Source organism: Flavobacterium sp. UBA7680 (genome assembly GCF_002482975.1).
Lineage (GTDB): Bacteria > Bacteroidota > Bacteroidia > Flavobacteriales > Flavobacteriaceae > Flavobacterium.
Map to the genome: position 1 here is coordinate 141,818 of NZ_DLHA01000029.1, position 26,468 is coordinate 168,285.

Sequence of the window (26,468 nt, forward strand, 5' to 3'; positions counted from 1 at the left end):
AAAATGACTTTCAACGAGAAGTATAAAGACAATGCTCTTTTAATAAAAACATTCAATTTTGCATTAAATATAATTGACTACACAACCGAACTTCAAGATCAAAAGAAATTCGTAATTGCAAATCAGTTACTAAAAAGCGGAACATCAATTGGAGCTAATTCAAAAGAGTCACAAAACGCAGAAAGCAAGGCAGATTTTATTCATAAATTAAAAATTGCAATTAAAGAGGCGGACGAAACGGAATATTGGTTGTTTATATGTGACGCTCACAAAGCCTATCCAGATTGTAAAGACTTATTAAATGAATTATCAGAAATTTTAAAAATTTTAAATAAAATAATATCAACATCAAAAATGAGTGCAATTAGATAATTTTGTTAATGTGCCAATTAGAAAATTATTTTAATTATCTACATTTCAAAATTATCTCATTTTCTCATTTTCTAATTATCAAATTATGTCAAAAGAAGTAAAATCAGTAGAATACGGATTAGAAAAAATCTTTGAAGGAGCACAAGATTTCCTTCCGTTATTAGGAACAGATTATGTAGAGTTTTATGTAGGCAATGCAAAACAATCTGCACATTATTATAAAACTGCTTTCGGATATCAGTCATTAGCTTACGCTGGGTTAGAAACCGGAGTAAAAGACAGAGCATCGTATGTTTTGAAACAAGACAAAATCAGAATTGTTTTAACTACGCCTTTAACGGCAGATTCTCCAATAAACGAGCACTTAAAAAAACATGGTGACGGTGTAAAAGTTGCAGCTCTTTGGGTTGAAGATGCTACAAAATCTTACGAAGAAACTATGAAACGCGGCGCACGTTCTTTCATGGAACCAACTGTTGAGGAAGATGAATTTGGGCAAGTTGTTCGTTCGGGAATTTACACTTACGGAGAAACAGTTCACATTTTTGTAGAAAGAAAAAACTACAATGGTGTTTTCTTACCAGGTTACAAAGAATGGAAATCAGATTACAATCCAGAACCAACGGGATTAAAATATATTGATCACATGGTTGGAAATGTGGGTTGGAATGAAATGAATACTTGGGTAAAATTTTACGAAGACGTAATGGGATTTGTAAATTTCCTTTCTTTTGATGACAAACAAATTACTACAGAATACTCTGCATTGATGAGTAAAGTAATGTCAAACGGAAACGGAAGAATTAAATTCCCAATCAACGAACCAGCTGAAGGAAAGAAAAAATCTCAAATTGAAGAATATTTAGATTTCTACGGCGGACCTGGAATTCAGCATATTGCTATTGCTACAGATGATATTATTAAAACAGTATCGCAGCTAAGAGCACGCGGTGTTGAATTTTTATCAGCTCCTCCTCACACCTACTATCAGGCAATTCCTGAAAGATTAGGAGTTCATATGGATATGATGAAAGAAGATATTAATGAAATTGAAAAGCTTGCCATCATGGTCGATGCCGATGAAGATGGTTATCTTTTACAAATATTTACTAAGCCGGTTCAGGACCGACCTACCCTTTTCTTCGAAATTATTCAAAGAATGGGTGCAAAAGGATTTGGCGCAGGTAACTTTAAAGCCCTTTTTGAGTCAATTGAGAGAGAACAGGAATTGAGAGGTACATTATAAAAACGCATTATTTTTGCATTATGCAGAAAAATTCTCCGTAAAACGTTGATTTTAATGCAAATGTTATGTTAAACTTGACTTTTGCTATTTATTTTTTGAACTTTCTATCTATCTTTGCACTCGCAAATCAAGAAGGGGTGGTTTCCTTCTGAATTGATATAAATTTCATAATTTATAGTTTTTTGGTTAGTTAATAGCATAAAAACTCAGTCATCCTTGACTGAGTTTTTTTGTTTTGGTACATTTGGAATAGAATTTGCATTTATCTACCTTTATAATGAAATGTAAAAATTGTACTATGAAAAAGTTCATTCTCGCTATATTTATTCTCACCACTTTAGCTTTCGATACTCAAAAAGAAAATGCTTTTGATACTGGGGAATATTTCAAATTTAGAATTCATTACGGAATCGTAAACGCCGGTTATGCAACTCTTGAAGTTAAAGATGCCACAATAAATAATAAAAAAGTTCATCACGCTGTTGGTAAAGGATATACAACCGGAATGTCAAAATTTTTCTTCAAAGTTGAAGATTTATACGAAAGTTATTTTGACAAGGAAAACGGAAATCCTTATCGCTTTGTCAGAAAAATTGACGAAGGTGGTTACACTAAAAATCAGGAAGGTTTTTTTGACCAAAGTGACAATAGAGTTTTGGTAAAAGATTATAAACGAAAGACTGAAAAAACGATTGTAATTACTGACAATGTGCAGGATATCGTCTCGTCTTTTTACTTCTTAAGAAACCATCCAAATATTGATAAATTAAAATCGGGCGAATCGATTACGATTGACATGTTTTTTGATGATGAAATCACAAAATTTAAGTTAAAATATGTAGGCCGTCAAGATATTACAACTAAATTTGGGACGGTTTCTACGATGGTCTTTAAGCCACTTGTACAAACAGGAAGAGTTTTTAAAGAAAAAGAAAGTTTAACGCTCTGGATTACAGATGACGACAACAAAGTTCCGATTAGAATTAAAGCGGATTTGGCTGTTGGATCTCTAAAAGCAGATCTTGATGAATATAAAGGATTGAAAAATCCATTTAAAGTTAAAAAATAATGAACCCTACTGATCATTCAGAATCAATTTTAAAAGAAATTGACCTTAAATTTCAAGCAATAAACCAAAAAACTGATGTTCAGTTAGAAGGATTACTTTGGTCAAAACCAATTACGTATTGGGATTACATTCAAACAGATGCTCTTTTAAATTTACAAATACAACGCACAACACTTCCTGACGAAATGGTATTTATTATGTATCATCAGGTTAATGAATTGATATTTAAAATGATTTTGTGGGAAATCGATCAAATCGCAGACACACAAAATATTCAGGTTGATTTTTTCAGTGAAAGACTTTCCAGAATTACCCGTTATTTTGATATGCTGACAAATTCGTTCAGTATTATGGAAAACGGAATGGAAGTCGATCAATATATGAAATTCAGAAATACACTTACTCCTGCAAGCGGTTTTCAAAGTGCTCAATACAGATTAATTGAATTTGCTTCGACAGATGTTATCAATTTAACTGACCGCAGATACAAAGCAAACTTTGACGAAAATACAGATTTAGAAACTACTTTCGAACACCTTTATTGGCAAGCCGCTGGAAAAGATTATCATACTGGGGAAAAATCATATTTACTTCAGGAATTCGAAAACAAATATAAAGTTCAGTTTTTGAGACAAATGTCTACGTTTAAGACTAAAAATATTTGGCAGAAATTCACACAATTACCTATCGAAGACCAGCAAAACCAAGAATTAATTCATGCAATGCGTCATTACGACAAAACAGTGAACATTACCTGGGTTATGCAGCACCTTAATACTGCAAGAAAATACATCTTAGAAAGTGGAAAAGGTAACGGCGAAGCAACCGGTGGAAGTGACTGGCAAAAATATATGCATCCAAAATACCAAAGACGCATCTTTTTTCCTAAATTGTGGACCGAAGAAGAATTGTCCAATTGGGGAAATGAAGATCTACTTTAATTTCCTACAAAAAAATTAAGAGTTTGAAAAAAGCATTCGTAATTATAATAGTATTATTTTCAATATTTTCATGTACTAAAACAGAGGAAAAAGTTGAAATTAAAATTACAAAACCAAAAACCAAAAAAGTAGAGTTTGGTTTTAATTACGCTGATTTTAATGTTGTTAATGATACCATTTCCAAAGGAGATTCTTTTGGATCTATTTTGCAAAGTCAAAATATCGCCGACAAAAAAGTATACGATATTGTTGAACAGGTTAAAGACACTTTTGATGTAAGAACTATTCGTTACAACAAACCTTTTACATTACTTCGTTCAAAAAATAAAACAAATAATCTTCAGGTTTTTATTTATCAGCCAGATGCTTTAACTTATTATGTAATCGATTTAAGAGATAGTATTGCAAAAGCGTATAAAAAAATAAAACCGGTTACTTTAAAAAGAAAAATTATTGGCGGCGTTTTAAAAACTTCATTATCTGAAACTTTAGGAGATGAAGATGTAGAAACTGCACTTGCCAGCAGAATCACAAAAGTATTTTCTTGGTCAATTGACTTCTTCAAACTTAAAAAAGGAGATCGTTATGGTTTAATTTTTACAGAACGCTTTATAAACGGAAAAACCTACGACGGTGTTGAAGATCTTGAAGCTGCGTTTTTTGAATATAAAGGAAAAATCGTTTATGCTTTTCCTTTTGAAAAAGATACTCTTTCAGGAAAAATTGAATATTATGATGATGAGGGAAAAACGTTGAAAAACTTCTTCTTAAAAACTCCAATTAAATTCAGCCGAATCACTTCGAGATTTACCATGAACAGGTTTCATCCTGTACAACATACCTGGAAAGCACACAAAGGAACTGATTATGCAGCTCCAACCGGAACGCCAATTTCAACAACGGCATCTGGAGTGGTTGAAGCAACTGGATATACTGCAGGAAACGGAAACTTTGTAAAGGTAAAACACAACGGAACTTATTCTACTCAATATTTACACATGTCCAGAATTTTAGTGCGCCGTGGACAACGTGTTACACAAGGACAAACAATTGGTTTAGTTGGAAGTACAGGTTTAGCTTCTGGCCCTCACGTTTGTTACCGTTTCTGGAAAAATGGTGTTCAGGTAGATGCGCTTCGATTGAATTTGCCAACCGGAGAATCTTTAACCGGAAATGATAAAACCCGTTTCTTTAAACAAATCGAACCTTTGAAAAGAGAGTTAGACAGTATTGGGAATTTGTAAATATCTGTAATCAAAAGCCGAATGAAAAATTCACGTCTTAAAACAATTTACAACGATACTTTTTCAGGCTTAAAATTATATTACAGAGATACTGATTTGCCTGATAATTTAATTTCAAATTATAAAATTGGGCAAATAATTCAGGAAAAAGGTTTTACAGATATGACTTCTATTGACGGCGGACTTTCAGGCAATTTCAGATATTTAATTGCCAGCGCTCATGCCAAAGATTTATCTAAATTCAATCCAGACTCGGCAAAAATTGGTCATTTTCTTTTAGATACGATTGCTTATTTTAAAGTATTGGATATTCAGAAAATTGGTAACAAAACACAAGTTTTTCTTTTAAACATTCCAGACAATTCCATTTTGCTTTTAAAAAATTCATCGTCAAATTTGGAAGATGAGATTATAGAAAAAGCAAGAAGAAAATTTGAATCTAAAATTCATTTAGCTTTAATTCCAGAATTACAAACAGAAAGCTGGAAAGAAAGAACAAAATCTCCTCTCGGAATGAATGATGATGGAGAATTGTTTTTTGACGATTCGAAGATTAAAGTTGAATCACCTAAAAGAATCGAAATCAATATCGAGAAAAAAACTATTGAAGTTAATAAAAAGCCTTGGTGGAAGATTTGGTAATCAAAATCAACAACATCACTTGCAAAACTTCTTTCTAAACTCAGACGGATTCATTCCTTTATGTTTTCTAAAAACTTTATTTAAATGACTTTCGTCGGAAAAATTTAATTCGTCTGCAATTTCATTAATGCGCATATCGCTGTTTAAAAGTCTGGCTTCAATCAATCTTAATTTATAGTTTGCAATATATTCCTGCAGCGTTTCTCCAGTTTGTTTCTTAAAATATTTTCCTAAATAATTAAGCGAAATATTAAAATGATCGCTTACTCTTTCTGCTTTTAATTGTTTTGAATTGTAGATGTTTTCCTGAATATAATGCAGAATTTCTAAAACCATTTCTCCCGTTGTTTCTTTAATATTCTTCGGAAGTTTTAGAGCAATATTTCTCGCTACAATTGTAATTATCGTATTTACAATCTGCTCAATAATTTTTTGATGATAAATCTGCTGATTATTTAGTTCCTGAATTATACTTTCAATCAGCGAAGCAATTAAAGGTTTATCAATTGTATTTTTTAGAATACAGCCGGGACGATGACTTGCATTTTGAAGAATATATTCCATTCGTAAAACCGTTTCCGATTGTCCGTTTTGAGAATTTGCTTTGATATAATATTCATTAAACCGAAGAAAAAAGAATTTTGTTAGCGTTGTAATTTCAAACGAATGAACATCTTGTGGCGCTACCAGAAACAGATTTCCTTTTCGATATTGGAATTTATTATCATTAATAACCTGAACTCCCGTTCCATCAACCACATAAATCAATTCAAAGAAGTTGTTTTTCCGAATGGTTTTCGGAAACTGTTCCAATTCTTTAAAATCAACTTCAAACGGAAGATATAAATTCGTATTTGTCATTAGGCTAAAATACAGTTTTAGTACCAATAAGTACAATTTTCGGCGAAAGCTAACCTCTTAATTTTGTTTCAGATAACAAACTAAAATCTACAAAAATGAGAATACTTTTAATTGGAGCAAATGGAGAAATTGGCAAAATACTAAATCCGGCTCTGGCAAAAAATCATGAAATTATTACGGCAGGAAGAAACAACGGTGATTTTAAAATCGATTTATCAGATTCAAAATCAATAGAAAAATTATTCGAAGAAGTTAAAAATATTGATTCCTGTATTTGCGTTGCGGGCGATTGTTTTACGGGAGATTTATTTTCGCTTGACGAAGAAAAATTAAATATCGGCATTAAAAATAAATTACTGGGGCAGATAAATCTGGTTTTAATTGGACAAAAATATTTAAACGATAACGGATCATTTATATTGACTTCAGGAAAAATGGGTGATAAACCTGTGAAGAATAATATTAGCAAAGCAATTGTAAATGGCGGCATTAATAGTTTCGTGTTTTCGGCTTCGCTGGAATTAAAAAGAGGAATTAGAATAAACGCAATAAGTCCGGCAAAGGTTTCAGACATTCCGACTGAAGATTTAATAAATGCTTATACAAAAAGTATTGAAGAGTCTATAAATGGAGAAATTATTAAAGTAAACTATTAAAATTTTAAAGATGAAAAAAGCAGCTTTCCTATTATTACTATTCGTTTTAAATTCGGCTATTGCGCAAAAATCGAAATCTGACTTTTTAGGTTCATGGACTTTGGTTTCGGTAGAAAACAAAAATTCTGACGGAACAAAAAATTTTCCGTATGATGTAAATCCAAAAGGGACTTTGCTTTTTGATGAAAAAGGAAATTACGCCATTCAGATATATAAAAATGAAAGAGCAAAAATAGTTTCGGGCGATAAAAACAAATGCACTCCCGAAGAAAATGCGGCAATTGTGCAAGGAAGTAATTCGCATTTTGGCGAATATGAAATTGACGACACAAATAAGATTATTACTTTTAAAATAAAAACCGCTTCGTTTCCAAACTGGGAAGGAACCATCCAAAAGCGATCTTATACTTTGATAAATAACGAACTTAAATATGTTGTAACTAATACAACGCAAGGAGGAAAATCGGTCACGGCAGAAGTTGTCTGGAAAAAATTGTAGTGCAGATTCATAAAACGTTTTCGCAACTAATTGTTATATAATCATGAAGCGTTACCCTTTTAAAAGTTATTTCAGTATTTTTGTGTTTCTAAAAAAAACAATCTCAATAATAAAATAAAAATGGCTTTAAACACAACAAACCCAACCGGGACTGAAGCGTGGAAAAATCTGCAAAACCACTATAACGCAATTCACGGAACTACGATACAGGAATTATTTCAACAAGACAATGCGCGTGCTGAAAAGTTCAACTTACAATGGAATGATTTTTTAGTTGATTATTCTAAAAACAATATTACTCCAGAAACGCTTTCTCTTTTATTAGAATTAGCAAATTCTATTGGATTAAAAGATGCAATTGCACAATATTTTGGAGGAGAATTAATCAATCAAACTGAAAACAGAGCCGTTTTACACACCGCTTTGCGTGCTCCGGAATCGGCAGTAATTAAAGTTGATGGAGAAAATGTAATTCCAGAAGTTTATGAAGTAAAAAATAAAATCAAAAACTTTACAAGCGAAGTTATTTCGGGAGAGAGAAAAGGTTTTACAGGAAAAGCTTTTACTGATATTGTAAATATTGGAATTGGAGGTTCTGATCTTGGTCCGGTTATGGCGGTTGAAGCTTTACAATTTTATAAAAATCACCTGAACACGCATTTCGTTTCGAATGTTGATGGTGATCACGTAAACGAGATCATTAAAAAACTAAATCCTGAAACAACATTATTTTTAATTGTTTCTAAAACTTTTACAACTCAGGAAACTTTATCAAACTCTGAAACTATCAGAGAATGGTTTTTGAAATCAGCAAAACAGGAAGATGTGGCAAAACACTTTGTGGCGGTTTCAACTAATATTCAAAAAGTGACTGAATTCGGAATTAATCCAGACAACGTTTTCCCGATGTGGGACTGGGTTGGAGGAAGATTTTCTCTTTGGAGCGCTGTTGGTTTAAGTATTGCTTTGGCAATTGGTTTTGATAATTACAACCAATTATTAGTTGGAGCAAATGAAACAGACGAACATTTTAAATCGACTGAATTTGACCAAAACATTCCGGTAATTTTAGCTTTGTTAAGCGTTTGGTATAACAATTTCTTTGGTGCCGAAAGTGAAGCTTTGATTCCGTACACACAATATTTATCAAAATTAGCTCCGTATTTGCAGCAGGCAACTATGGAAAGTAACGGAAAAAGTGTTGGCCGCGACGGAAAACCGGTTAATTACCAAACCGGAACAATTATTTGGGGAGAGCCGGGAACAAATTCACAGCACGCTTTTTTCCAATTAATTCACCAAGGAACAAAAATAATCCCAACAGATTTTATTGGATTTGTAAAACCACTTTACGGAAACGAAGATCACCATAACAAATTAATGTCAAACTTTTTTGCTCAAACTGAAGCTTTATTAAATGGAAAAACGGAAGCTCAGGTTCAGGCAGAATTTGACAAACAAGGTTTATCTGCAGACAAAGCTTCTTATTTACGACCATTTAAAGTTTTCACCGGAAACAAACCAACCAATACAATTTTGATTCAAAAATTAACTCCTAAATCATTAGGTTCATTAATTGCTTTATACGAACACAAGATTTTTGTTCAGGGTGTTATCTGGAACATTTTTAGTTTTGACCAATGGGGAGTTGAATTAGGAAAACAATTGGCAAATTCAATTTTAGAAGAGATTAACTCTAAAACTGTTAAAAATCATGACAGCTCAACTTCATTTTTGTTAAACCACTTCTTGAAGAATAAATAAGAAGAATAGCGAACATTTTTCTTAACAATCTGAAACGCCTTGATTTATAAAAATTAAGGCGTTTTTTCGTATAAATCAACCATACATCATCTGTTTTTTACGAATAATTGCAAGTATAGCGCTACAACATCAATTGAAATATTATTATTTTAACAAAATACAAGTATTAAAATTCAATAAACTGTTGTTTTATTTAAAGAAAAAAGAAAATTTCATTTTAATGTGCAGCACAAACCGTAAAACTTATTTTTCTTAACATTTTGATAACATTATCTGATTTAATTGTTATAATTTTGCCAAAAACAATAAACTCAAGAACAAATGAAGAAAATGAAAAATTGGTTACTTACTGGACTATTTTTTATGATAGTTTCAACCGTATTTTCTCAAGGAAAAATTACTGGTACTGTTACAGATGGTACTGGTTCATTACCAGGGGCTAACGTTTTGATCAAAGGATCTAGCGCTGCCACTTCAACAGATTTTGATGGTAAATTCACTATCGAATCTGCAACAAGTACGGGAGAAATCGTTATCTCTTACTTAGGTTATCAAAGCCAAACTGTAAAATTTACTGTAAATGGTTCTACAAACTTAGGAACAATCGTTTTAGCTTCTAATTCAAACGAATTAAGTGAAATCGTTGTAAAAAGTACTACTGTAGATATTGCGAAAGACAGAAAAACACCTGTTGCAGTTTCTACAATTAAAGCAGCTGAAATTCAGGCGAAATTAGGAAATCAAGAGATTCCTGAAATGTTAAAAAGCACTCCATCTGTTTACGTAACTAAATCTGGTGGTGGTTTTGGAGATTCAAGAATTACAGTTCGTGGATTTAGCCAAAATAACGTTGCCGTAATGGTAAACGGTATGCCGGTTAACGATATGGAAAACGGAGCTGTATACTGGAGTAACTGGGCAGGTTTATCTGACGTTACTTCTTTCATTCAAGTACAAAGAGGTTTAGGATCTTCAAAATTAGCTATTGCTTCTGTTGGAGGTACTATGAACTACGTAACCAAAGCTTCAGATTTGAAACAAGGCGGTACTGTTGGTACTTCTTTTGGTAACGATAATTTCTTCAAATCTAACGTTTCTTACAATACAGGAAAATTAGACAGCGGATTCTCTGCTTCTGTTTTATATAGCCACACACAAGGTGATGGATACGTTGATGGAACTAAATTTAACGGAGATAACTACTATGTAGCTCTTGGTTATACTACAAAAAATAACAAGCACGATTTCCAATTTACGGTTACTGGTGCTCCACAATGGCACGATCAAAGATCTACATTTATTACTATAGCTCAATACCAAAAATATGGTACAGAGTCTGATCCAAACATTAAATATAACTCTGATTGGGGTTATAAAAATGGAGAATCATTTAATATGGTAAGAAACTACTACCACAAGCCAGTTATTTCATTAAACTATGATTGGAACATTAACGAAACTTCGAAATTATCTACTGTAGCTTACGTTTCTTTTGGACGTGGAGGAGGTTCTAGAGGAGCTGGTGGTATTAGAGGTTTTAACTATGCCAATAACGCATTCAGAACTGCAGACGGTTTAGTTGATTTTGACAAAATTGTTGCTTACAACTCAGGACAAACAACAAACATCAATGGTATTAATTACACTCGTACAACTAACGGTACAAGCGGACAATTCCAAAACAGTTCTGCTACTGGAAGTTTAACAAACTCTACAACTGGTATTTCTCAAATTTCATCAGTTAACTCTCATAACTGGTACGGTGCAATTGTTAACTTCAACAAAAAATTCTCTGATCATTTAACTTGGGATTTAGGAGTTGACGTTAGAGGATACAAAGGTCTTCACTATCAAAACATAAACAACTTATTAGGAGCTAATGCTTACATTGATAACTTTGATGTAAACAATCCAAACAGAGTTTTAACAAACACATATTCTACATACGCTTCTTGGAATGTATTTAAAGATACTGACAAAGAAGAAAAAATCAACTTCAACAATGATGGCGATGTAAGATGGTATGGTGGATTTACTCAATTAGAGTATTCTACAGATAAATTTACTGCATTCGTGCAAGGAGCACTTTCTCAGCAAGGATTCAAAAGAGTTGATTATTTCAAATATCAAGCTGGAACTCCGTTGGCAAGTACTGATTACGAGAACATCTTAGGTGGTAACGTAAAAGGTGGTGTTAACTACAACATCAACGAGCACCATAACGTTTTTGTTAACTCAGGATACTACTCAAAACAACCATTCTTTAATGCTGTTTACCCAAACAACGCTTCATTAGTAAACGGTAACTTAACAAATGAGAAAATCTTCGGTATTGAAGCTGGTTATGGCTTACGTACACAAATGTTTACTGCAAACTTAAACTTTTACCGTACTTCATGGAAAGACAGATACCAAAGACAAAATGACGGAGCTGCTGACAACCCTGGAGGTTACTTTGATTTCGCTGGAATTACAGAAATTCACTCAGGTATCGAGTTTGACGCTACTGCAAAAATTATTGACAAACTTACTCTTACTGGAATGTTTTCTATTGGAGATTGGAAATATGACGGAACAAGTACAAGTAATCGTTACGATTCAGGAAACAATCCTATCGGTGGAGGAACTCCTATAACATTATACCTTGACGGTGTAAGAGTTGGGGATGCTGCTCAAACAACTGCAGCGTTAGGAGCAATTTACGAAATCCTACCTCGTTTTACTGTTGATGCAAACTATTTCTACAATGATAAGTTATATGCTGCAATTTCTCCAGGAAACTTTACTTCTGCAACTAACAGAGGGTCATTACAATTACCTTCTTATGGTACAGCTGATGCTGGATTATCTTACAAATGGTTAGTTGGTAAAAACAAAGACAACTCAGTAGGTTTCAGATTAAACGTTAACAACGTTTTTGATTACACTTACATTGCTGAAGCTAAAACAAATATATTTGCAGCTGATGTTCCTACTGTTCCAACATACAAAGGTATTGCTACTACAAACCAAGTATACTTCGGTTTCGGTAGAACTTGGAACTTTGCACTACGTTACGATTTCTAATATTTAGAATCTAAATAAATATCTAAAGCGGCATTGACTTTTAAGTTTAATGCCGCTTTTTTTTGACCAATTTTGCTATATTTGTTTTTAACAAAAAAACACAGTTTATGTATCATTTTATTCAAAAGCTTCATTCTGGCTGGGCATATCTAGCTTTACTGCTTTTATTGTTTGCAGTAATAAACGCTGTTATTGGCTTGACTTCTAAAAAAGAATTTACAGCGAAAGACCGCAAAATATCTTTGTTTGCCTTAATTGGAACGCATACACAATTATTGATTGGATTAATCCTTTATTTTGTATCTCCATTAGGAAAAGATTCTTTTGGCCAAATGTCTAATGCCGCATTAAGATTAACATCATTAGAGCATCCTCTTATTAACCTAATTGCTATAGTGTTAGTTACTATTGGATGGTCAAAGCATAAAAAATTAATTAATAGTGAGGCTAAACATAAAACCTTTGCTATTTATTACGGATTAGGATTAATCCTTATTTTAAGTAGAATTCCGTGGAGCCTTTGGTTCTAAAAAATACCAATTAAAGCCCTTCAAAAAAGGGCTTTTTTTATCTCGGCATATTATTTGTACAAACTCCCCAAGTCTGAAAAAAAAATAAACCATGAGTAAAAAAAACTTTATACTTACCGCATTTGCAATAACTTTTTTGAGTTGTTTTACCTACGTAATAAGTCAAACAAAGCCAGTAATTGATCCCAAAGTACCTCAAGACACTGTAAAAAATGCCAGACCAAACATTATTGCAATACCAACCGATTCTGTATTTACAGACAACGGTTTAAAATTAAAACTATACAAAAAAACGGCACATGCTTCCTACTATGCAGACCGTTTTAATGGTAGAAAAACAGCTGACGGCAGCAGATTTAACAACAACAAATACACCGCCGCACACAAGAAACTTCCCTTTGGAACAAGAGTTAAAGTAACAAATGAAGCAAACGGAAAATTTGTAATTGTAAAAATAACGGATCGCGGCCCATTTGTAAAAACCCGCGAAATAGATCTTTCAAAACGAGCTTTTATGGAAATCACAAAGCACAAAGGTGCCGGAGCTATGAAAGTAACAATCGAAAGAATAATAGAATAAAAAAAATCCCGTTCTGAAATTTCAGAACGGGATTTTTCATTTTTAGATAAATTTCTTAATGCCCATTATAATTCCGGTATGAATTCCTTCGTGATAACTTACGAAATCTAATGCATCCTGAACATTTTTGAGATCAAAACCCATACTGGTCGTGTATTGATTATAATTAGTAAAAACATTATCATTATAATCTTTTTCTGTTTGAAGTAAAGTTTGGGTAAGCAAATCTCTAATCTCATTCACTTCTTCCTGCAAAACATCTACTTCCGGTTTTGTTCCTTTTGAATATTTGGCAATAAGTTCATCTGAAACCTGCAAAGGCAGACCTGATAATTTATATACTAAAATTTGCTGCGAAGCGATACAATGTCCGATGTTCCAAATCAAATTATTTTTAAATCCGTCTGGGATTTTATTTAATTGTTCCAATGAATGATGGTCTAAAATTTTTACAAGGATTTCCCTAATAGTCTTTTGGGTTTCAAAAACTGAACTCATAATTTTATTTTTTTCTAAAATTAGACAATTTTAAGTTTCAAATGAATTTTCTTTGTACTCTAACAAATTCGAAAAAACATGAACAAAATATATTATTTAGCATCTTGCGACACTTGCCGTAAAATCATCAAAAGTCTTCCGAAAAACAATCTAGTTTTTCACGATATTAAACAAGATCCAATTACAGAAGCTGAATTAGGAGAAATGTATAAACTTTCTGGAAGTTACGAAGCTTTATTCAGCAGAAAAGCACAGCTATACAAATCAATGGATTTAAAAAACAAATCGCTGACCGAAGCTGATTTTAAAAAATACATTTTAGAACATTATACATTTTTAAGCCGCCCGGTTTTTATTATTGATGGCAAAATTTACATTGGCAACAGTCAAAAAAATGTAGCGGAAGTTATTCAGGCTTTGAGTTAGTTTTTTTTGCCGCTAATTTCACGAATTTCCACGAATTTCATTTAAGCTTATTAAGTCTACAAACTGCAAAATTCATTTGTGAGAATTCGTGAAATTCGTGGCAGAAAAACTTTAAATCCTGATATCCCTTACAGAATAGTATTTTACATCATAACACTGCAAACTTTTATTTATCTTTGCGCCTTTATACTCAATTATATGATACAATCTATGACAGGGTTTGGCAAAGCTTCTTTGCAATTGCCTACAAAAAAAATCACAGTCGAAGTAAAATCCTTAAACAGTAAAGGTTTAGATTTAAACGTAAGAATGCCATCGGTTTACCGTGAAATGGAATTAGGTTTAAGAACCCAAATCTCAACCAGACTTGAAAGAGGAAAAATTGATTTTGCAATTTACATTGAAAGTACTGCAGAACAAACTTCGACGAAAGTAAATGTGCCTGTTGTGAAAAATTATATAGCACAATTGAGAGAGGTTTATGCTGACGCTGATGAAACTGAATTAATGAAAATGGCGGTTCGTATGCCAGACACATTAAAAACAGAACGCGAAGAAATCGATGAAAACGATTGGGAGCAAATTCAGGTTATTATTGACGAGGCTTTACAAAACATTTTAAGTTTCAGAAAAGACGAAGGGGAATCTCTTGAAAAAGAATTTAATCTTCGAATTGGAAACATCCGTCAATATATGAATGATGCTTTGGCTCTTGATCCAGAACGTGTTCAGGCTATTAAAGATCGTTTACAGACCGCAATTGCAGAATTACAGGTTAATGTTGATGAAAATCGTTTCGAACAGGAATTGATCTACTATCTTGAAAAATTAGATATTACCGAAGAAAAAGTTCGTTTAACGAATCACTTAGACTATTTCATCGAAACTTTAGGAGGAAGCGAAGCAAATGGCCGAAAATTAGGTTTCATTACTCAGGAAATGGGTCGTGAAATTAATACAATGGGTTCAAAATCAAATCATGCACAAATGCAAAAGTTAGTTGTGATGATGAAAGATGAATTGGAAAAGATTAAAGAACAGGTTTTGAATGTTTTGTAATTGAACCTATTTTTTTGAAATATCAAAAATGAAAATAGAAAAAGGTACCATAATAAAGCTGAAGTCATTTTTAGGAACCTTAAATTCTAAAAATAAAATTAAAAATGATAATGATTATTGGAAACTAATTGGAGAAAAAGGAAGAGTAATTAATGACGTTGAAGCTACTGAAGAAAGGGTTTTAATATTATTTGATAAAAATCTAAATGATTTTAAAGTTGCAAACCATAATCCGATTCAGAATTCATTATGGATTAAAAAAACAGATTTAGAAATACTATAACCACTTCTGTACAAGTACATCAAAAAAGCTTAAAGCATATTGCTTAGAGCCTAAAGCATAAATTAATGAACAAAGGAAAATTAATTGTTTTTTCGGCGCCTTCGGGATCGGGAAAAACAACTATAGTAAAACATTTATTAGGACAAGAAGATTTAAATCTTGAATTTTCGATCTCAGCGGCATCACGTGATCCGCGCGGTGAGGAAGTCCACGGAAAAGATTATTATTTTATTTCACTGGAAGAATTCAAAAAACATATTAAAGCTGAAGATTTTCTGGAATGGGAAGAAGTTTACCGCGATAACTTTTACGGTACGTTAAAATCTGAAATTGAAAGAATCTGGGCTTTAGGGAAAAATGTAATTTTTGACATTGATGTTGCAGGTGGTTTACGTATTAAACATAAATTTCCGGAACAAACTTTAGCTGTTTTTGTAAAACCTCCAAGTGTAGACGAACTTAAACGCCGCTTAAAAGAGCGTTCTACAGAAAGCGACGATAAAATCAATATGCGTATTGCAAAAGCGTCTGTAGAATTAGCCACTGCGCCACAATTTGACGTGATTATCAAAAACTATGATTTACCAGTTGCTTTAGAAGAAGCGCATCAATTGGTTAAGGATTTTGTAAATAAGTAATTTTATTCCGCAGAGATTCACAAAGAAAAAATCACAGAGATTCGCAGAGTTCTAATTAAACTTTGCGAATCTTTGTGTTATCTTAGCGAATCTCTGAGAAACTCTAAAAAATGAAAATAGGTCTTTATTTCGGAACATACAATCCTATTCATGTTGGTCATTTGATCATTGCCAATCACATGGCTGAGTTTGCAGATTTAGATCAGATTTGGATGGTGGTTACGCCTCATAATCCATTAAAAAAGAAAGCCACTTTGCTTGATGATCATCATCGATTGCAAATGGTTTATCTGGCAACTGAGGATTATCCGAAAATCAAACCTTCAGATATTGAGTTTAAGTTACCTCAGCCGAATTATACCGTAATTACTTTAGCACATTTACAAGAAAAACATCCCAATCATGAATTTTCTTTGATTATGGGCGAAGACAATCTGAAAACGTTTCATAAATGGAGAAACTACGAAGTGATTCTTGAAAATCATGATATTTATGTTTATCCGAGAATTTCTGATGAACCTGAAAATACAGAATTAAAATCACACCCAAAAATTCATGTAATTGATGCCCCAATTGTAGAGATTTCTTCCACTTTTATTCGAAACAGCATCAAAGAAGGCAAAAATATTCAGCCTTTGTTACCGCTGAAGGTTTGGGAGTATATTGATCATAATAATTTTTATAAAAAGTAAAGATTATCAAATTTTAAATTGCCTCCAGTTTTAACTGGAGGTTTTTTAATTTCACAACTTAGGGCTTTAGCCAAAATTGAATATTTGGCTAAAGCCCTATTCCAAATCTATTCTCTAACCTCCAGTTAAAACTGGAGGCAATTGATTTCTTTGGAAAAGAAAAAACCTTTGTCAAAGTTTTAAACTTTGACAAAGGTCTCGGCTCATTAATAAATCCAATAAGAAAGCCTGAACTTACATTCAGGCTTTCTTGTTTTTATGCTTCAACGTTAACTTCGCTTTTTACTCGGTTTCGAATCTCACTTAGCGATTGATCTACTAAAAGTTTTCCATCTCTGAAAACCTCTTTCAATTCGCCTTGTTTTTCTTCTTCCCAAGAAACATTATCAGTTAAATGATACTTCCCGTCGATTAAATCGATTTTCATCAATCCTTTGGCCGATTTTTTAGTTCCGTCATCTGTAATCGGATCTTTGAAGATGGCTCTTCCCTCTCCTTTTACTTCTCCGTAAGTTGCTTTCATCGCAAAACCAAAAGTATCTCTGGTGTTATATTGATACGTAAAAGAACCTATTCCTAAAACTACGTTTGTAGACGCAAATCCTTTTTCTTTTAATCTTTCGCAGATTTGTGTCGCTCTTGCTACGGTAATACTATCACCATAAATTGCTCCAATTTGAGGAACTAATTCTTTAAATCCTTTGTTGTTTACAGATCCGCCAAAAACATCCCAAAGCAATTCAATTACACCTTTCTTTTCCTGTTCTGTTTTTCCATTTGGATTTCCGCAGATAATATCAACCGGATCACCACTATCAGGACGAATTACTACTTTGCCTTCTCTAGCAACAATATCTTCTCTTAAACGTGGTAAATAATCGGTTAAAACTTTCCACAAATCCCAAGTATCAGAAACAATAGAAACAATTCCTTTTGGATAAACTTCGGTAATTAATCTTTTAAAGGTTTCATATTCTCCTTCTGTTGTTCCCATACACATTACAGAATGTTCTGTTGCAGCAACTGAACCCGCAACTAATTCTGAATCTGAATTGGCTTTGTAATATTCTTCTAAGAAATCTATTGCCGGAATCGTATCAGAACCTGTAAAACTCAATAAATGCCCGGCTGCAGAAGTTACTGCGGCTTCGATTCCGCCCATTCCGCGCATAGAGAAATCGTGCGCCTGCCAATCTACAAATTCAGGAACAGAAGACGTTTCAACTGCATATTTATCCAATACTTTTCTGTATTCTTTTGCTAAAGTTGCAGAGTTACAAGGAAGCCAAATTACTGCTGAAAGCAATGTTTCAAAATAATTCGTCAGCCAGAAGAATTCTGGAATTGTATTGTACATTGTAAACATTGGAACTCTCAAAGGAACGCTTGCTCCTTCTGGCAAGGCTTTAAAAACCATCGGAATATATCCTAAATCGTGTAAATCTTCGATATGTTTTGTCCCAACTTGATTTTCGCCTAAATAGTTATTGATTCTTCTAGAATATTTCTTAACTACTTCTTCTTTTGGCTGTTTGAAGAAATATTGTTCAAAATCGTGAATGATATATTTTTTGATAAAATACTGTAATCCAAAAAACACAACCTCATCAAGATCTTCAATTCTTGATTTACGAGGCGTCCAGTTAGAATAAACTAAAGTGGTATTATCTGGGTATTGTCTTCTGTGGTCAACTTTGTAACCGTCGGTTAATAGTAATGGGTTCATATATTTTAATTTAATAAATTTTGAATTAACTCTTCTAATGTTTTAAATTTTTCTACCGAATATCTTTCGCATACAATATCAATATTGCCTTTGCGCCAGAAATTTTCTTCGACAACTACTTTCATTTTATGCGATTGCGCATAAAGTCCAAACTCCAGTAACGATATCGGAGACATTGTGTTATCTGCAAAATACATGATAATAATATCTGCTCTTTCAAGTGCCTGAAGTTCCCAGCTTACCTGTTCCTTAAAATGGATATTTTCTATAGTTTGCGACCAGCTGCTGTCCCACTCGTTTCTTCTTGGATTAAAAATAACGAATTGATCTTGCAGTAATTCTTCACATCTTTTCTGCCAGTTAATAGCTTTGTCCATCTCTATAGAACCTGCTAAGAAAACGGTTTTTAAATCAATTTGCAAAGGAATTTCTTCTGGTGCTTTATAAATTTTCTTCATGGTTATTTATTTCTTCCTTTTTCACTTGGATAAAACGTTTGTACAACATCACTCTGCCAAAATTCCTTTGTTTCAACATCAATACAAGTTAATTTTCCATAAAAACCAGCTCCGGTATCAATATTCCATACATTACAGCCTTGCATTGGCACTTCAACATTATAATGAAGTGTTGGTGTATGGCCAATATAAATTTCATTATAAAGTAATAATCTTTTTGGGTACGAAAGCGAATCTTTCTGGATTCTCTTATCCATTGTCAAAGCCATTTCCCAAAGCGTTCTGTCCCAAGAATAATTCGTTTTGTAATGTTCTTTTTCTGGTCCATGCATCGATGAAAAACCAGCGTGAATAAACAAATTATTATTTTCATCTACAAAGTAATCTTTCATAGTATTAAAAAAATGGCGATGTTTTTCTTTTTCCGAAGACTCAATATCCGCATAATTTTCTATCGTCGATTTTCCTCCGTGCAGAAACCAAATGTCGTTTATAATATCTTTTTCTAACCATTCCTGACACCATGCATCATGATTTCCTTTTATAAAAATGCATTCTTGTTTTTGAGATAATTCAATAAGAAAATCAATCAATTGTTTTGATTCGCTCCAGCCATCGACATAATCGCCCAGAAAAATAAATCTGTCATTTTGAGAATAATCAATTCTTTCTAATAACTGAATTAACGCTTTTAATCCACCATGAATATCTCCAATAACTAAAGTTCTCATTATATTTATTTATAAATGAAGTAGTAGTTTTTGCTACTTAATAATCCCAGATTAGTCCTTTTTCGTTTAGTCTGTATTGGTACTTTTGGGCATCGCCGAAAGTTTTATATTCTTTGTAATTTCTATTTATAATTTCATCATAAGCCAAAAACATTTGATTAGAGGCAATATGAAAAGGCATTCTTCCGCATCCAGTACATAAACCCGGAATTGTGACTGTTTCTATTTTAGGATTATTTATACAAGCTATCAAAATTGCTTTCATAGCTAAAAAGGCATTTACTGAAGTTGCAATATTAAAACTCATTGGAACTCGCATAGTTGGAGCTGAAATTAAAAAAGGAACTTCACTATCTCCTGTTTCTAACGTGATTGATCTTCCAATTAAGAGTTCTCTTTCATCAAGTTGAGCAATTTTTGCTTGAAGTTCATCCTGCAAATGCCATCCAAATCTTTCTGACAAATGCCAATCTAATCCGCCGTCCATGAATCCAAACGAATTTGCTGGACTTACAACTGCATCAGATTTTATTTTTGTAATATCCCCTTTTATTATGCGGAGATTCTCACATTCTGAAAAATCATTTCTCCATGAATTGCCAAGTTCATCTTCTAAGTAAACCAATTTTATATGCAGCATATTTTTGAATTAAAATTGAATATATCTAACCGGAACTTCATCTGTCAACCAAACGTTATTTTCAGACGAATAAAACTTGAATCCGTCTCTGTACATTTCACCGCTTCTAACGGTTAAAATTTGTGGAACTCCGCGTCTGCTTCCTACTTTTATCGCCGTTTCTTTGTCTTTGGAAAGATGTACATGCTGACGGCTCATTTTTTTCAGACCTTCTTTCTGGATGTTTTCCATAAACTTTCCAACAGTTCCGTGATATAAATATTCTGAAGGTTCGGTTTCTGCTAAATTCAATTCAACCGAAATGGAATGTCCCTGACTTGCACGGATTTTAGTTTCATCTTCGTTATAGGCAAAACGCTTTTTATCATTGTTTTCTACCACATAATCTAAAAGAACTTTATCTAATTTATTTCCTTTTTGAGAACATTTCAAAATTAATTCTTCTACATCTGCCCAGCCATTTTCGTCTAGTTTTAATCCGATTTTTTCCGGTGAATGTCTAAGTACTAAACTTAGAAATTTACTTACTGTTTTTGCTGTATTTTCATTCATGATTTCCAGAAATTTTTAGTTTTTTATTCAATTCCTCATCTTGAAAAACCAAAGGTTTCTCGGCAGGAATCAACAGATTTTCCAATTGTTTTTTCTGAACAAACTCATATTGTTCTTGTACAAAACCTGAAATATCTTCAATTAGCAGAATATCTTCTTTGGCAAAAGATTTAATAAAATTATCTCTTAAGCTCTTCTTTCTAATTTTCCTCCGTAAGGATCATGATCTGGATCCCATTGCAATCTTACCGAAGATGTTTTTACTTCTGTCTGCCATTCTTCATAACTTTTTCCAAGTGATGAATCGTGAGTAGAATAAACTGCATTTTGCAAATATTTTTGAAATGCATCTATTTTAAGATGAATTGCCAAAACTACTTCTTGTCCTTCTTTTGTTCCCCAGCCATTTCGATACATCATCCAAAGGAAATTTGGTTTAATCCATGTCATTCTTTCCAAACTGAATGCTCCTCCAAAAAACTGATTCTTTGCGGCAAATTCGCCTATTTCTTTTCTGTACGACTGATAAACAATTATTTCTTTATCATCGTATTGAGCCATTATATGATAACCTGATTTTGGCCATTCTTCTATTTGCTCGTTATATTTTTTTAATTCTATTTTCATTTTGTAAATACACAATAACGTGATTGTGTTTATTTTTTAATCATTATTTTGTTGATCAAACGTTCCTATGGAACGTAAATACAACCTGATAACATTTTATTCTACCGATGAAATGTTCCTATGGAACATCTATAAAATGTTTTTGTAAATCTGATAATTTTCATCATCGAAGCAGACAAAAATTACCTTTTCTATTTCTGAAATTCTTTCAAAATCTTTTACCGTTTTTATTGCTATTTCTGCCGCTTTATCTTTCGGAAAATGATAAATACCAGTACTAATATTTGGGAAAGCGATTGTTTTTATTCCGTTTTGAATAGCAAGGTTTAAACTTTTTTTATAACAGTCGGCTAACAATTTTGATTTCTCTTCTTTATCACCATTCCAAACCGGGCCAACAGTATGAATAACATATTTCGAGGGTAGATTTCCTGCTGTTGTTATAACCGCTTCACCCGTTTTGCAGCCGCCTTGCTTATTTCGAATCTGGATACATTCATCCAAGATCGCTTTTCCTCCTTTTCTGTGAATCGCACCATCAACTCCGCCGCCGCCAAGTAAAGAAGTGTTTGCAGCATTTACAATCGCATCAACCTGAATCTCTGTTATATCTGCTTTTAGAAGTTCTAAAATCATTTTTTAAATTCATTTAATTTGTTCCTTAGTCCGACATTTGAACTTACTGCTGAACGATCTGTGAATTGCACTTTTACTATTTCAATTTCTCCAACAATATTAGAATTGAAATCGTTTAAATCTTCTGACGGAATCCAAAGTTCGTTATGGTTTTTATCGCCTACATTTTGAACTTCATATTTCTCCAAAAAAGAGGTTTTGACTTCAAAAGCGGTGACTATTGCAATAAAACCTGAAAATTCATCAACGGTATTCCATTCTAAAGCAATTTGTTCTGCATATTGTTGATTCGTTACAGGATAAAAAATGGGCTGCCAATCTAATCTTGGTGGAAAGGCTTTGTACTCCAAATCTGCAATAAGCTCCATTTCTTTCAATCCAACCGGACGATATAATCTTGTTGTTTCCATAATTTATTTCAATTCATCCCTAACTTCCATCAAAGCAAAACCCAAAAGATTCAATCCCTGCCATTTTTCAGGATTTGAAGCATCTGTATGATCGCTCGCCATTCCGATTCCCCAAATGGGATCAACCGGACTTGCTTCAACTAAAACCCTGTCCTTTGTGTTTAATAAAAATGTTTTTAAATCTCGATTTTGACTGAATTTATGATAATTGCCTTGTTTTACAATTTCGTATCGGTTTTCTAACCAAAGTTTGTCATCATAATTTCTAACTTCTCTACCTAACTTTTTGGCTTCGGCTGGAGAATCAGCTGCTAGAATTTTTTCTAAGGTTTCTTCATCCTTAAATAACTCTGCTTTTTTTGCCATCATCCAGTGTTCTGCCGTTTTATAGGTCACTTTTTCAACTTTAAAAGAACTCAACCACCATTGACTGAAACAGGTTTTGGTAATTTTTCCGTCTTTATTAGCCTGATGTCCCCAGAAAAATAAAAACTTACTTTCTGGAGCTATATCTTGAATATTGTATTTCATATTAATTGATCTAATTTGATTTGGAAAACTCTTTCATCATCAAAATCTTTGAAAGAATTTGTGGTAAAGATTTTGTCAAAGCAATCCAGAACTTCAAAACCTTTATTGAAAATTCCGTGGCTTACGGCTAAGTATAATTTTCCGGCATTTTTCTTTTTTAATTCTTCGGCAAGTCCAACAAAAGTTCCGCCGCCGTCACAAATGTCATCTACAATTAAACAATCAATTCCGTTTAAATCGTCTTCATAAACTTTAAAACCAGATAATTTTCCTGTTTTTACGTCACGGCTTTTGCTACATTCTACCACATCAATTCCGCCTAAAAATTCAGAAACTTTGTAGATTTTCTTTAAAGCGCCGCCATCTGGAGAAATTAATTTTACGTTTTCTCCAATAACTTTTAAGATCTGCTGAATAAAAGTATGATTCGGAATTACGATACAATTATTTACCAAGGCCGGAGTAACTTCAGAATGTGCATCAAAAACAAAAACTTTATTTAACTGAAGTCCGTTTATAATATCAGCATACACTTTTACAGATAAAGGTTCGCCGGGAATCATAACACGATCTTGTCTTGCAGCCGGGAAATACGGAATAAACAAATCGATGATTTTAACGTCCATTCTGCGTAAAGCATCAACCGTAATACACAACAAACCTAAATCGTTGAAAGAATTTAATCTATGTGTAATTGTTATTTTTTGATTGCTATCAAAATCGGGATTAATTTTTATATGTGGTTCTCCTCCAGAGAATGTAAAACTTTGAAATTGGATTTCTTCCTGATTTTGGAAAGGAGCGAATTTTGGGTCGAGATTTAGTATCATAGTTTTTTAGTTTGCGTTAATTATACGCAAATGTAGAATTTAATTTTAAATAAACAATTTATTTTGTGTAAAAATTACGCAAACTTTATTTCGAAGTGAAAACCTTTTTGAGTTAACTCATTATATTTCTGCTTATTAAACTTAAAAAGTTTAGCCGGACGGCCTGTTTTTATTGGTGAAAACTTTTCTGTTTCCTCTAAAATATCAAAGCTTAAGATTTTTTTTCTGAAGTTTCGTCGGTCAATTTCTTTTTCTAAAATAGTGCAGTAAAGATTTTCAAGATCAGAAAATAAGAATTCTTCGGGAAGTAAATCGAAGCCGATTGGTTCGTAAGTAAGTTTAGATTTTAATCTTGAAATTGCTTTTTCGAGTATTAAATTATGATCAAAAGCCAAAGCCGGAATTCCATCTATTTTGCACCATTGTACTCTTTCGGCATCGGTACTGGCTTTGATATCTAAGTTTGAAGCATCGACCAAAGCATAATAAGCAACTGAAATTACACGATTTCTGGAATCCCTATAAATATCGTCTCCAAAGGTGAATAATTGTTCCATAAAAGTCAGCTGTACATTTGTTTCTTCGTGCAGTTCACGAATAACGGCATCGCTCAAAGATTCAGAATTTTGAACCAAACCGCCTGGTAAAGCCCAATATTTTTCTGAAGTTCCAAATTGCTGTTCAATCAATAACACATATAAATCATTGTTTTTGTATCCAAAAACAATCGCATCGACAGCAATTCTAATATTTTGTAAATTTTCCATAATCCTAAATCATATCAAACAAATATAACAAATGAGAGCCAATTTTATAATCTAATGCACAAGCATAAATTATAAAATTGACTCTCAATATTTTTCTTTTACTTTTTCTCTTTAAGTTTTTCTAATTCACGGTAATATTTTTCTTTGGGCTGCTGGTACATTCAGAACTTCCTTCTTTCGTAGTAACATCTGCCTTTACTTCAAAGTTTCCGGCGGCCGCATAAGTATGTGAAATACTCATCCCTGTTCCTGTACTTCCGTCTCCAAAAGTCCATTTTACAGAACTTATTGTTTTTGTTCCGGCATATTCTATCGAATAATTAATTTTCTTTGAATCAGCTCCATCAACAGAATGCTTTAATTGAATTAAAATCGATTCTCCAAAACAATCTACGATTTCTTCATCATCATGTTTACTACAAGAAATACTCAAAAAAGCTATAATAACAACTGCAAAAATTCTTTTCATCTTTTTCATAAGTTATTGATTTTAGGTTTGTTATATTCAAAAATAAATCTTTTTCCCACAGAAAAAACAAAAAGAGAGAATTTACTTTCTAAAGTATTGAATAATTACATTAGTTTTTACATTCTATTGCCATAAAACAATTTTAGCTCTTTTGAAATAATTTCGAAAAACGAATTCAAATTATTGTTTTTGGGAGTTAGCAAATACACAAATTCTTCCGGAACATGAAAACTGTTCCAAACTAACTGCAATTTATTTTGTTTGATGTAATCTCTTGCATTACAATTCCAGGTAACGGCTACTCCTTCGTTTTTAGATAAAAGTCTAAGCATTTCAGATTCAGAAGGAATAATATAATTAGGAACCATGGATGGTCTTTTTTTATTGAAAGCATGCAGCCAGAACATTTTTATATGCGGAATTCTCGCATCATGACTGTACCATTTTTGTGCATTCAGCCATTGTTCTATTTCTGTAAAATTATCGGCTTTTAATCTTTGGCGGAATTCTGTTATGTCTAAACTTGTTGGCGCAACCATAATCAGTTTAATTTTTCCAACAATTTCATAAGTTGTATCAAACGTATCAAACCTTTTTGTGGTAATAGCAAAATCAAGTTTTTTCGAATTAACTAATTCAAAAAGTTCGTCGTTTTCTGCAAAAGTAAAATCGATTAAATCAAACTTAGCAATCAAAAGATTACCAATACAATCAAAAAGATTTTTTGAAACTCCAACAGAAATTAATCGGTTGGCGTCTTCTGCTTTAGCTCTAAAACCTGTTTCAACACTTTCGAGTCTGTCAAGTGCGTCTATAATTAAATTATTCAGTAACTTAGCGTATTCGGTTGGCTCAACTCCTTTTGATTTCCGATTAAACAATTTATTCCCCACATGAGCCTCGAGCATAGAAATCTGCTGACTTACTGCAGGCTGGCTCATAAATAATTCCTTTGCGGCAACTGAAAAATTGCCGTTTTTGTAAACTGCTTTAAAAGTTCTGTACCATTCTAGATTAACCATGAT

The 26,468-nt window shown here is 32.8% G+C and carries 32 protein-coding genes; 17 read left to right on the forward strand and 15 right to left on the reverse strand.

What is annotated here, in order from left to right:
• The first annotated feature begins 3 nt into the window (after window positions 1-3).
• The 6 genes from B3C18_RS12795 to B3C18_RS12820 all read left to right on the forward strand — a co-directional run bounded on the left by B3C18_RS12795 (window position 4) and on the right by B3C18_RS12820 (window position 5,514).
• Window positions 4-372, forward strand: coding sequence for a four helix bundle protein (locus tag B3C18_RS12795; RefSeq protein WP_291147329.1), 369 nt, complete (start codon window positions 4-6; stop codon window positions 370-372).
• An 85-nt stretch (window positions 373-457) separates the two neighbouring features.
• Complete coding sequence (hppD, locus tag B3C18_RS12800; protein WP_291147332.1) at window positions 458-1,618, forward strand: 4-hydroxyphenylpyruvate dioxygenase; 1,161 nt, start codon at window positions 458-460, stop codon at window positions 1,616-1,618.
• A 298-nt stretch (window positions 1,619-1,916) separates the two neighbouring features.
• Complete coding sequence (locus B3C18_RS12805; RefSeq protein WP_291147335.1) at window positions 1,917-2,687, forward strand: DUF3108 domain-containing protein; 771 nt, start codon at window positions 1,917-1,919, stop codon at window positions 2,685-2,687.
• Window positions 2,687-3,628, forward strand: a complete 942-nt coding sequence (locus tag B3C18_RS12810) for a tryptophan 2,3-dioxygenase family protein (RefSeq protein WP_053473384.1) — start codon at window positions 2,687-2,689, stop codon at window positions 3,626-3,628. Before B3C18_RS12805 ends, B3C18_RS12810 begins: the two co-directional genes overlap by 1 nt.
• A 23-nt stretch (window positions 3,629-3,651) precedes the next feature.
• Window positions 3,652-4,872 carry a M23 family metallopeptidase gene (locus B3C18_RS12815; RefSeq protein ID WP_291147341.1) on the forward strand — a complete coding sequence of 407 codons (1,221 nt, stop codon included), beginning with the start codon at window positions 3,652-3,654 and terminating at the stop codon, window positions 4,870-4,872.
• A 21-nt stretch (window positions 4,873-4,893) separates the two neighbouring features.
• The gene (locus tag B3C18_RS12820; RefSeq protein WP_291147344.1) at window positions 4,894-5,514 is read left to right on the forward strand and encodes a hypothetical protein; all 621 of its coding nucleotides are present in this window, start codon (window positions 4,894-4,896) and stop codon (window positions 5,512-5,514) included.
• A 15-nt stretch (window positions 5,515-5,529) separates the two neighbouring features.
• Here B3C18_RS12820 and B3C18_RS12825 read toward each other — a convergent pair whose 3' ends face one another.
• On the reverse strand, window positions 5,530-6,375 hold the full coding sequence (locus tag B3C18_RS12825) for an AraC family transcriptional regulator (protein ID WP_291147347.1): 846 nt from the start codon (window positions 6,373-6,375) through the stop codon (window positions 5,530-5,532).
• Window positions 6,376-6,470: 95 nt separating this feature from the next.
• On the opposite strand from B3C18_RS12825, the gene B3C18_RS12830 reads away from it, so the two are divergent.
• From B3C18_RS12830 to B3C18_RS12855, 6 genes are all read left to right on the forward strand, one after another.
• Window positions 6,471-7,031 (forward strand): short chain dehydrogenase, encoded by a 561-nt coding sequence (locus B3C18_RS12830; RefSeq protein ID WP_291147350.1) that lies wholly within the window; start codon window positions 6,471-6,473, stop codon window positions 7,029-7,031.
• A 10-nt stretch (window positions 7,032-7,041) separates the two neighbouring features.
• Entirely contained in the window at window positions 7,042-7,530 is a 489-nt protein-coding gene (locus tag B3C18_RS12835) for a lipocalin-like domain-containing protein (protein WP_291147353.1), read from the forward strand.
• 120 nt (window positions 7,531-7,650) lie between these two features.
• Window positions 7,651-9,294 carry a glucose-6-phosphate isomerase gene (pgi, locus tag B3C18_RS12840; RefSeq protein ID WP_291147356.1) on the forward strand — a complete coding sequence of 548 codons (1,644 nt, stop codon included), beginning with the start codon at window positions 7,651-7,653 and terminating at the stop codon, window positions 9,292-9,294.
• 321 nt (window positions 9,295-9,615) lie between these two features.
• On the forward strand, window positions 9,616-12,360 hold the full coding sequence (locus B3C18_RS12845) for a TonB-dependent receptor (RefSeq protein WP_291147359.1): 2,745 nt from the start codon (window positions 9,616-9,618) through the stop codon (window positions 12,358-12,360).
• 107 nt (window positions 12,361-12,467) lie between these two features.
• Window positions 12,468-12,890: a hypothetical protein gene (locus tag B3C18_RS12850; RefSeq protein WP_291147362.1), complete on the forward strand. Its 423-nt coding sequence runs from the start codon at window positions 12,468-12,470 to the stop codon at window positions 12,888-12,890.
• A 91-nt stretch (window positions 12,891-12,981) separates the two neighbouring features.
• Window positions 12,982-13,470 (forward strand): septal ring lytic transglycosylase RlpA family protein, encoded by a 489-nt coding sequence (locus B3C18_RS12855; protein WP_180855942.1) that lies wholly within the window; start codon window positions 12,982-12,984, stop codon window positions 13,468-13,470.
• Between the two features lie 42 nt (window positions 13,471-13,512).
• Here B3C18_RS12855 and B3C18_RS12860 read toward each other — a convergent pair whose 3' ends face one another.
• Complete coding sequence (locus B3C18_RS12860; RefSeq protein WP_291147368.1) at window positions 13,513-13,968, reverse strand: DinB family protein; 456 nt, start codon at window positions 13,966-13,968, stop codon at window positions 13,513-13,515.
• 78 nt (window positions 13,969-14,046) lie between these two features.
• On the opposite strand from B3C18_RS12860, the gene B3C18_RS12865 reads away from it, so the two are divergent.
• The 5 genes from B3C18_RS12865 to nadD all read left to right on the forward strand — a co-directional run bounded on the left by B3C18_RS12865 (window position 14,047) and on the right by nadD (window position 17,066).
• Complete coding sequence (locus B3C18_RS12865) at window positions 14,047-14,394, forward strand: arsenate reductase family protein (protein ID WP_291147371.1); 348 nt, start codon at window positions 14,047-14,049, stop codon at window positions 14,392-14,394.
• Between the two features lie 198 nt (window positions 14,395-14,592).
• Window positions 14,593-15,453, forward strand: coding sequence for a YicC/YloC family endoribonuclease (locus B3C18_RS12870; RefSeq protein ID WP_291147374.1), 861 nt, complete (start codon window positions 14,593-14,595; stop codon window positions 15,451-15,453).
• A gap of 28 nt (window positions 15,454-15,481) precedes the next feature.
• Window positions 15,482-15,736: a hypothetical protein gene (locus B3C18_RS12875; protein ID WP_291147377.1), complete on the forward strand. Its 255-nt coding sequence runs from the start codon at window positions 15,482-15,484 to the stop codon at window positions 15,734-15,736.
• A gap of 65 nt (window positions 15,737-15,801) precedes the next feature.
• The gene (gene gmk / locus B3C18_RS12880) at window positions 15,802-16,374 is read left to right on the forward strand and encodes a guanylate kinase (protein ID WP_053473399.1); all 573 of its coding nucleotides are present in this window, start codon (window positions 15,802-15,804) and stop codon (window positions 16,372-16,374) included.
• Window positions 16,375-16,484: 110 nt separating this feature from the next.
• Window positions 16,485-17,066 (forward strand): nicotinate (nicotinamide) nucleotide adenylyltransferase, encoded by a 582-nt coding sequence (gene nadD, locus B3C18_RS12885; protein ID WP_291147381.1) that lies wholly within the window; start codon window positions 16,485-16,487, stop codon window positions 17,064-17,066.
• 256 nt (window positions 17,067-17,322) lie between these two features.
• On the opposite strand, the gene B3C18_RS12890 is transcribed toward nadD, so the two are convergent.
• From B3C18_RS12890 to B3C18_RS12950, 13 genes are all read right to left on the reverse strand, one after another.
• Window positions 17,323-18,792: a nicotinate phosphoribosyltransferase gene (locus B3C18_RS12890; protein ID WP_291147384.1), complete on the reverse strand. Its 1,470-nt coding sequence runs from the start codon at window positions 18,790-18,792 to the stop codon at window positions 17,323-17,325.
• A 5-nt stretch (window positions 18,793-18,797) separates the two neighbouring features.
• Complete coding sequence (locus tag B3C18_RS12895; RefSeq protein ID WP_291147387.1) at window positions 18,798-19,250, reverse strand: nucleoside 2-deoxyribosyltransferase domain-containing protein; 453 nt, start codon at window positions 19,248-19,250, stop codon at window positions 18,798-18,800.
• 2 nt (window positions 19,251-19,252) lie between these two features.
• Window positions 19,253-19,984 (reverse strand): metallophosphoesterase family protein, encoded by a 732-nt coding sequence (locus B3C18_RS12900; protein WP_291147466.1) that lies wholly within the window; start codon window positions 19,982-19,984, stop codon window positions 19,253-19,255.
• 34 nt (window positions 19,985-20,018) lie between these two features.
• Window positions 20,019-20,621, reverse strand: a complete 603-nt coding sequence (locus tag B3C18_RS12905) for a macro domain-containing protein (RefSeq protein WP_291147390.1) — start codon at window positions 20,619-20,621, stop codon at window positions 20,019-20,021.
• 9 nt (window positions 20,622-20,630) lie between these two features.
• On the reverse strand, window positions 20,631-21,173 hold the full coding sequence (locus B3C18_RS12910) for an RNA 2'-phosphotransferase (RefSeq protein ID WP_291147392.1): 543 nt from the start codon (window positions 21,171-21,173) through the stop codon (window positions 20,631-20,633).
• Between the two features lie 186 nt (window positions 21,174-21,359).
• Window positions 21,360-21,800, reverse strand: coding sequence for a DUF4291 family protein (locus B3C18_RS12915; RefSeq protein WP_291147394.1), 441 nt, complete (start codon window positions 21,798-21,800; stop codon window positions 21,360-21,362).
• 129 nt (window positions 21,801-21,929) lie between these two features.
• Window positions 21,930-22,436 (reverse strand): O-acetyl-ADP-ribose deacetylase, encoded by a 507-nt coding sequence (locus tag B3C18_RS12920; RefSeq protein ID WP_291147396.1) that lies wholly within the window; start codon window positions 22,434-22,436, stop codon window positions 21,930-21,932.
• Window positions 22,433-22,846 (reverse strand): ADP-ribosylation/crystallin J1, encoded by a 414-nt coding sequence (locus tag B3C18_RS12925; protein ID WP_291147398.1) that lies wholly within the window; start codon window positions 22,844-22,846, stop codon window positions 22,433-22,435. The genes B3C18_RS12920 and B3C18_RS12925 overlap by 4 nt, the downstream gene beginning before the upstream one ends.
• A 3-nt stretch (window positions 22,847-22,849) precedes the next feature.
• On the reverse strand, window positions 22,850-23,377 hold the full coding sequence (locus B3C18_RS12930) for an NADAR family protein (protein ID WP_291147400.1): 528 nt from the start codon (window positions 23,375-23,377) through the stop codon (window positions 22,850-22,852).
• On the reverse strand, window positions 23,374-24,207 hold the full coding sequence (prs, locus tag B3C18_RS12935; RefSeq protein ID WP_291147403.1) for a ribose-phosphate diphosphokinase: 834 nt from the start codon (window positions 24,205-24,207) through the stop codon (window positions 23,374-23,376). The genes B3C18_RS12930 and prs overlap by 4 nt, the downstream gene beginning before the upstream one ends.
• Before the next feature lie 74 nt (window positions 24,208-24,281).
• Window positions 24,282-24,974, reverse strand: a complete 693-nt coding sequence (locus tag B3C18_RS12940) for an NUDIX hydrolase (protein WP_291147405.1) — start codon at window positions 24,972-24,974, stop codon at window positions 24,282-24,284.
• A gap of 121 nt (window positions 24,975-25,095) precedes the next feature.
• Entirely contained in the window at window positions 25,096-25,452 is a 357-nt protein-coding gene (locus tag B3C18_RS12945; protein WP_291147407.1) for a PKD domain-containing protein, read from the reverse strand.
• A 107-nt stretch (window positions 25,453-25,559) separates the two neighbouring features.
• Window positions 25,560-26,465, reverse strand: a complete 906-nt coding sequence (locus B3C18_RS12950; RefSeq protein ID WP_291147409.1) for a LysR family transcriptional regulator — start codon at window positions 26,463-26,465, stop codon at window positions 25,560-25,562.
• Window positions 26,466-26,468: the final 3 nt, after the last annotated feature.

Coding starts and splice junctions, on each gene's coding strand:
- B3C18_RS12905 (WP_291147390.1), bottom strand. CDS start 20,621: ATGCTGCATATAAAATTGGTTTACTTAGAAGATGAACTTGGCAATTCA.
- B3C18_RS12895 (WP_291147387.1), bottom strand. CDS start 19,250: ATGAAGAAAATTTATAAAGCACCAGAAGAAATTCCTTTGCAAATTGAT.
- B3C18_RS12930 (WP_291147400.1), bottom strand. CDS start 23,377: ATGAAATACAATATTCAAGATATAGCTCCAGAAAGTAAGTTTTTATTT.
- B3C18_RS12835 (WP_291147353.1), top strand. CDS start 7,042: ATGAAAAAAGCAGCTTTCCTATTATTACTATTCGTTTTAAATTCGGCT.
- B3C18_RS12810 (WP_053473384.1), top strand. CDS start 2,687: ATGAACCCTACTGATCATTCAGAATCAATTTTAAAAGAAATTGACCTT.
- B3C18_RS12940 (WP_291147405.1), bottom strand. CDS start 24,974: ATGGAAAATTTACAAAATATTAGAATTGCTGTCGATGCGATTGTTTTT.
- B3C18_RS12910 (WP_291147392.1), bottom strand. CDS start 21,173: ATGAATGAAAATACAGCAAAAACAGTAAGTAAATTTCTAAGTTTAGTA.
- B3C18_RS12805 (WP_291147335.1), top strand. CDS start 1,917: ATGAAAAAGTTCATTCTCGCTATATTTATTCTCACCACTTTAGCTTTC.
- B3C18_RS12830 (WP_291147350.1), top strand. CDS start 6,471: ATGAGAATACTTTTAATTGGAGCAAATGGAGAAATTGGCAAAATACTA.
- nadD (WP_291147381.1), top strand. CDS start 16,485: ATGAAAATAGGTCTTTATTTCGGAACATACAATCCTATTCATGTTGGT.
- hppD (WP_291147332.1), top strand. CDS start 458: ATGTCAAAAGAAGTAAAATCAGTAGAATACGGATTAGAAAAAATCTTT.
- pgi (WP_291147356.1), top strand. CDS start 7,651: ATGGCTTTAAACACAACAAACCCAACCGGGACTGAAGCGTGGAAAAAT.
- B3C18_RS12915 (WP_291147394.1), bottom strand. CDS start 21,800: ATGAAAATAGAATTAAAAAAATATAACGAGCAAATAGAAGAATGGCCA.
- B3C18_RS12865 (WP_291147371.1), top strand. CDS start 14,047: ATGAACAAAATATATTATTTAGCATCTTGCGACACTTGCCGTAAAATC.
- B3C18_RS12845 (WP_291147359.1), top strand. CDS start 9,616: ATGAAGAAAATGAAAAATTGGTTACTTACTGGACTATTTTTTATGATA.
- B3C18_RS12850 (WP_291147362.1), top strand. CDS start 12,468: ATGTATCATTTTATTCAAAAGCTTCATTCTGGCTGGGCATATCTAGCT.
- B3C18_RS12870 (WP_291147374.1), top strand. CDS start 14,593: ATGATACAATCTATGACAGGGTTTGGCAAAGCTTCTTTGCAATTGCCT.
- B3C18_RS12890 (WP_291147384.1), bottom strand. CDS start 18,792: ATGAACCCATTACTATTAACCGACGGTTACAAAGTTGACCACAGAAGA.
- B3C18_RS12820 (WP_291147344.1), top strand. CDS start 4,894: ATGAAAAATTCACGTCTTAAAACAATTTACAACGATACTTTTTCAGGC.
- B3C18_RS12925 (WP_291147398.1), bottom strand. CDS start 22,846: ATGGAAACAACAAGATTATATCGTCCGGTTGGATTGAAAGAAATGGAG.
- B3C18_RS12920 (WP_291147396.1), bottom strand. CDS start 22,436: ATGATTTTAGAACTTCTAAAAGCAGATATAACAGAGATTCAGGTTGAT.
- B3C18_RS12795 (WP_291147329.1), top strand. CDS start 4: ATGACTTTCAACGAGAAGTATAAAGACAATGCTCTTTTAATAAAAACA.
- B3C18_RS12825 (WP_291147347.1), bottom strand. CDS start 6,375: ATGACAAATACGAATTTATATCTTCCGTTTGAAGTTGATTTTAAAGAA.
- gmk (WP_053473399.1), top strand. CDS start 15,802: ATGAACAAAGGAAAATTAATTGTTTTTTCGGCGCCTTCGGGATCGGGA.
- prs (WP_291147403.1), bottom strand. CDS start 24,207: ATGATACTAAATCTCGACCCAAAATTCGCTCCTTTCCAAAATCAGGAA.
- B3C18_RS12860 (WP_291147368.1), bottom strand. CDS start 13,968: ATGAGTTCAGTTTTTGAAACCCAAAAGACTATTAGGGAAATCCTTGTA.
- B3C18_RS12875 (WP_291147377.1), top strand. CDS start 15,482: ATGAAAATAGAAAAAGGTACCATAATAAAGCTGAAGTCATTTTTAGGA.
- B3C18_RS12855 (WP_180855942.1), top strand. CDS start 12,982: ATGAGTAAAAAAAACTTTATACTTACCGCATTTGCAATAACTTTTTTG.
- B3C18_RS12950 (WP_291147409.1), bottom strand. CDS start 26,465: ATGGTTAATCTAGAATGGTACAGAACTTTTAAAGCAGTTTACAAAAAC.
- B3C18_RS12945 (WP_291147407.1), bottom strand. CDS start 25,452: ATGAAAAAGATGAAAAGAATTTTTGCAGTTGTTATTATAGCTTTTTTG.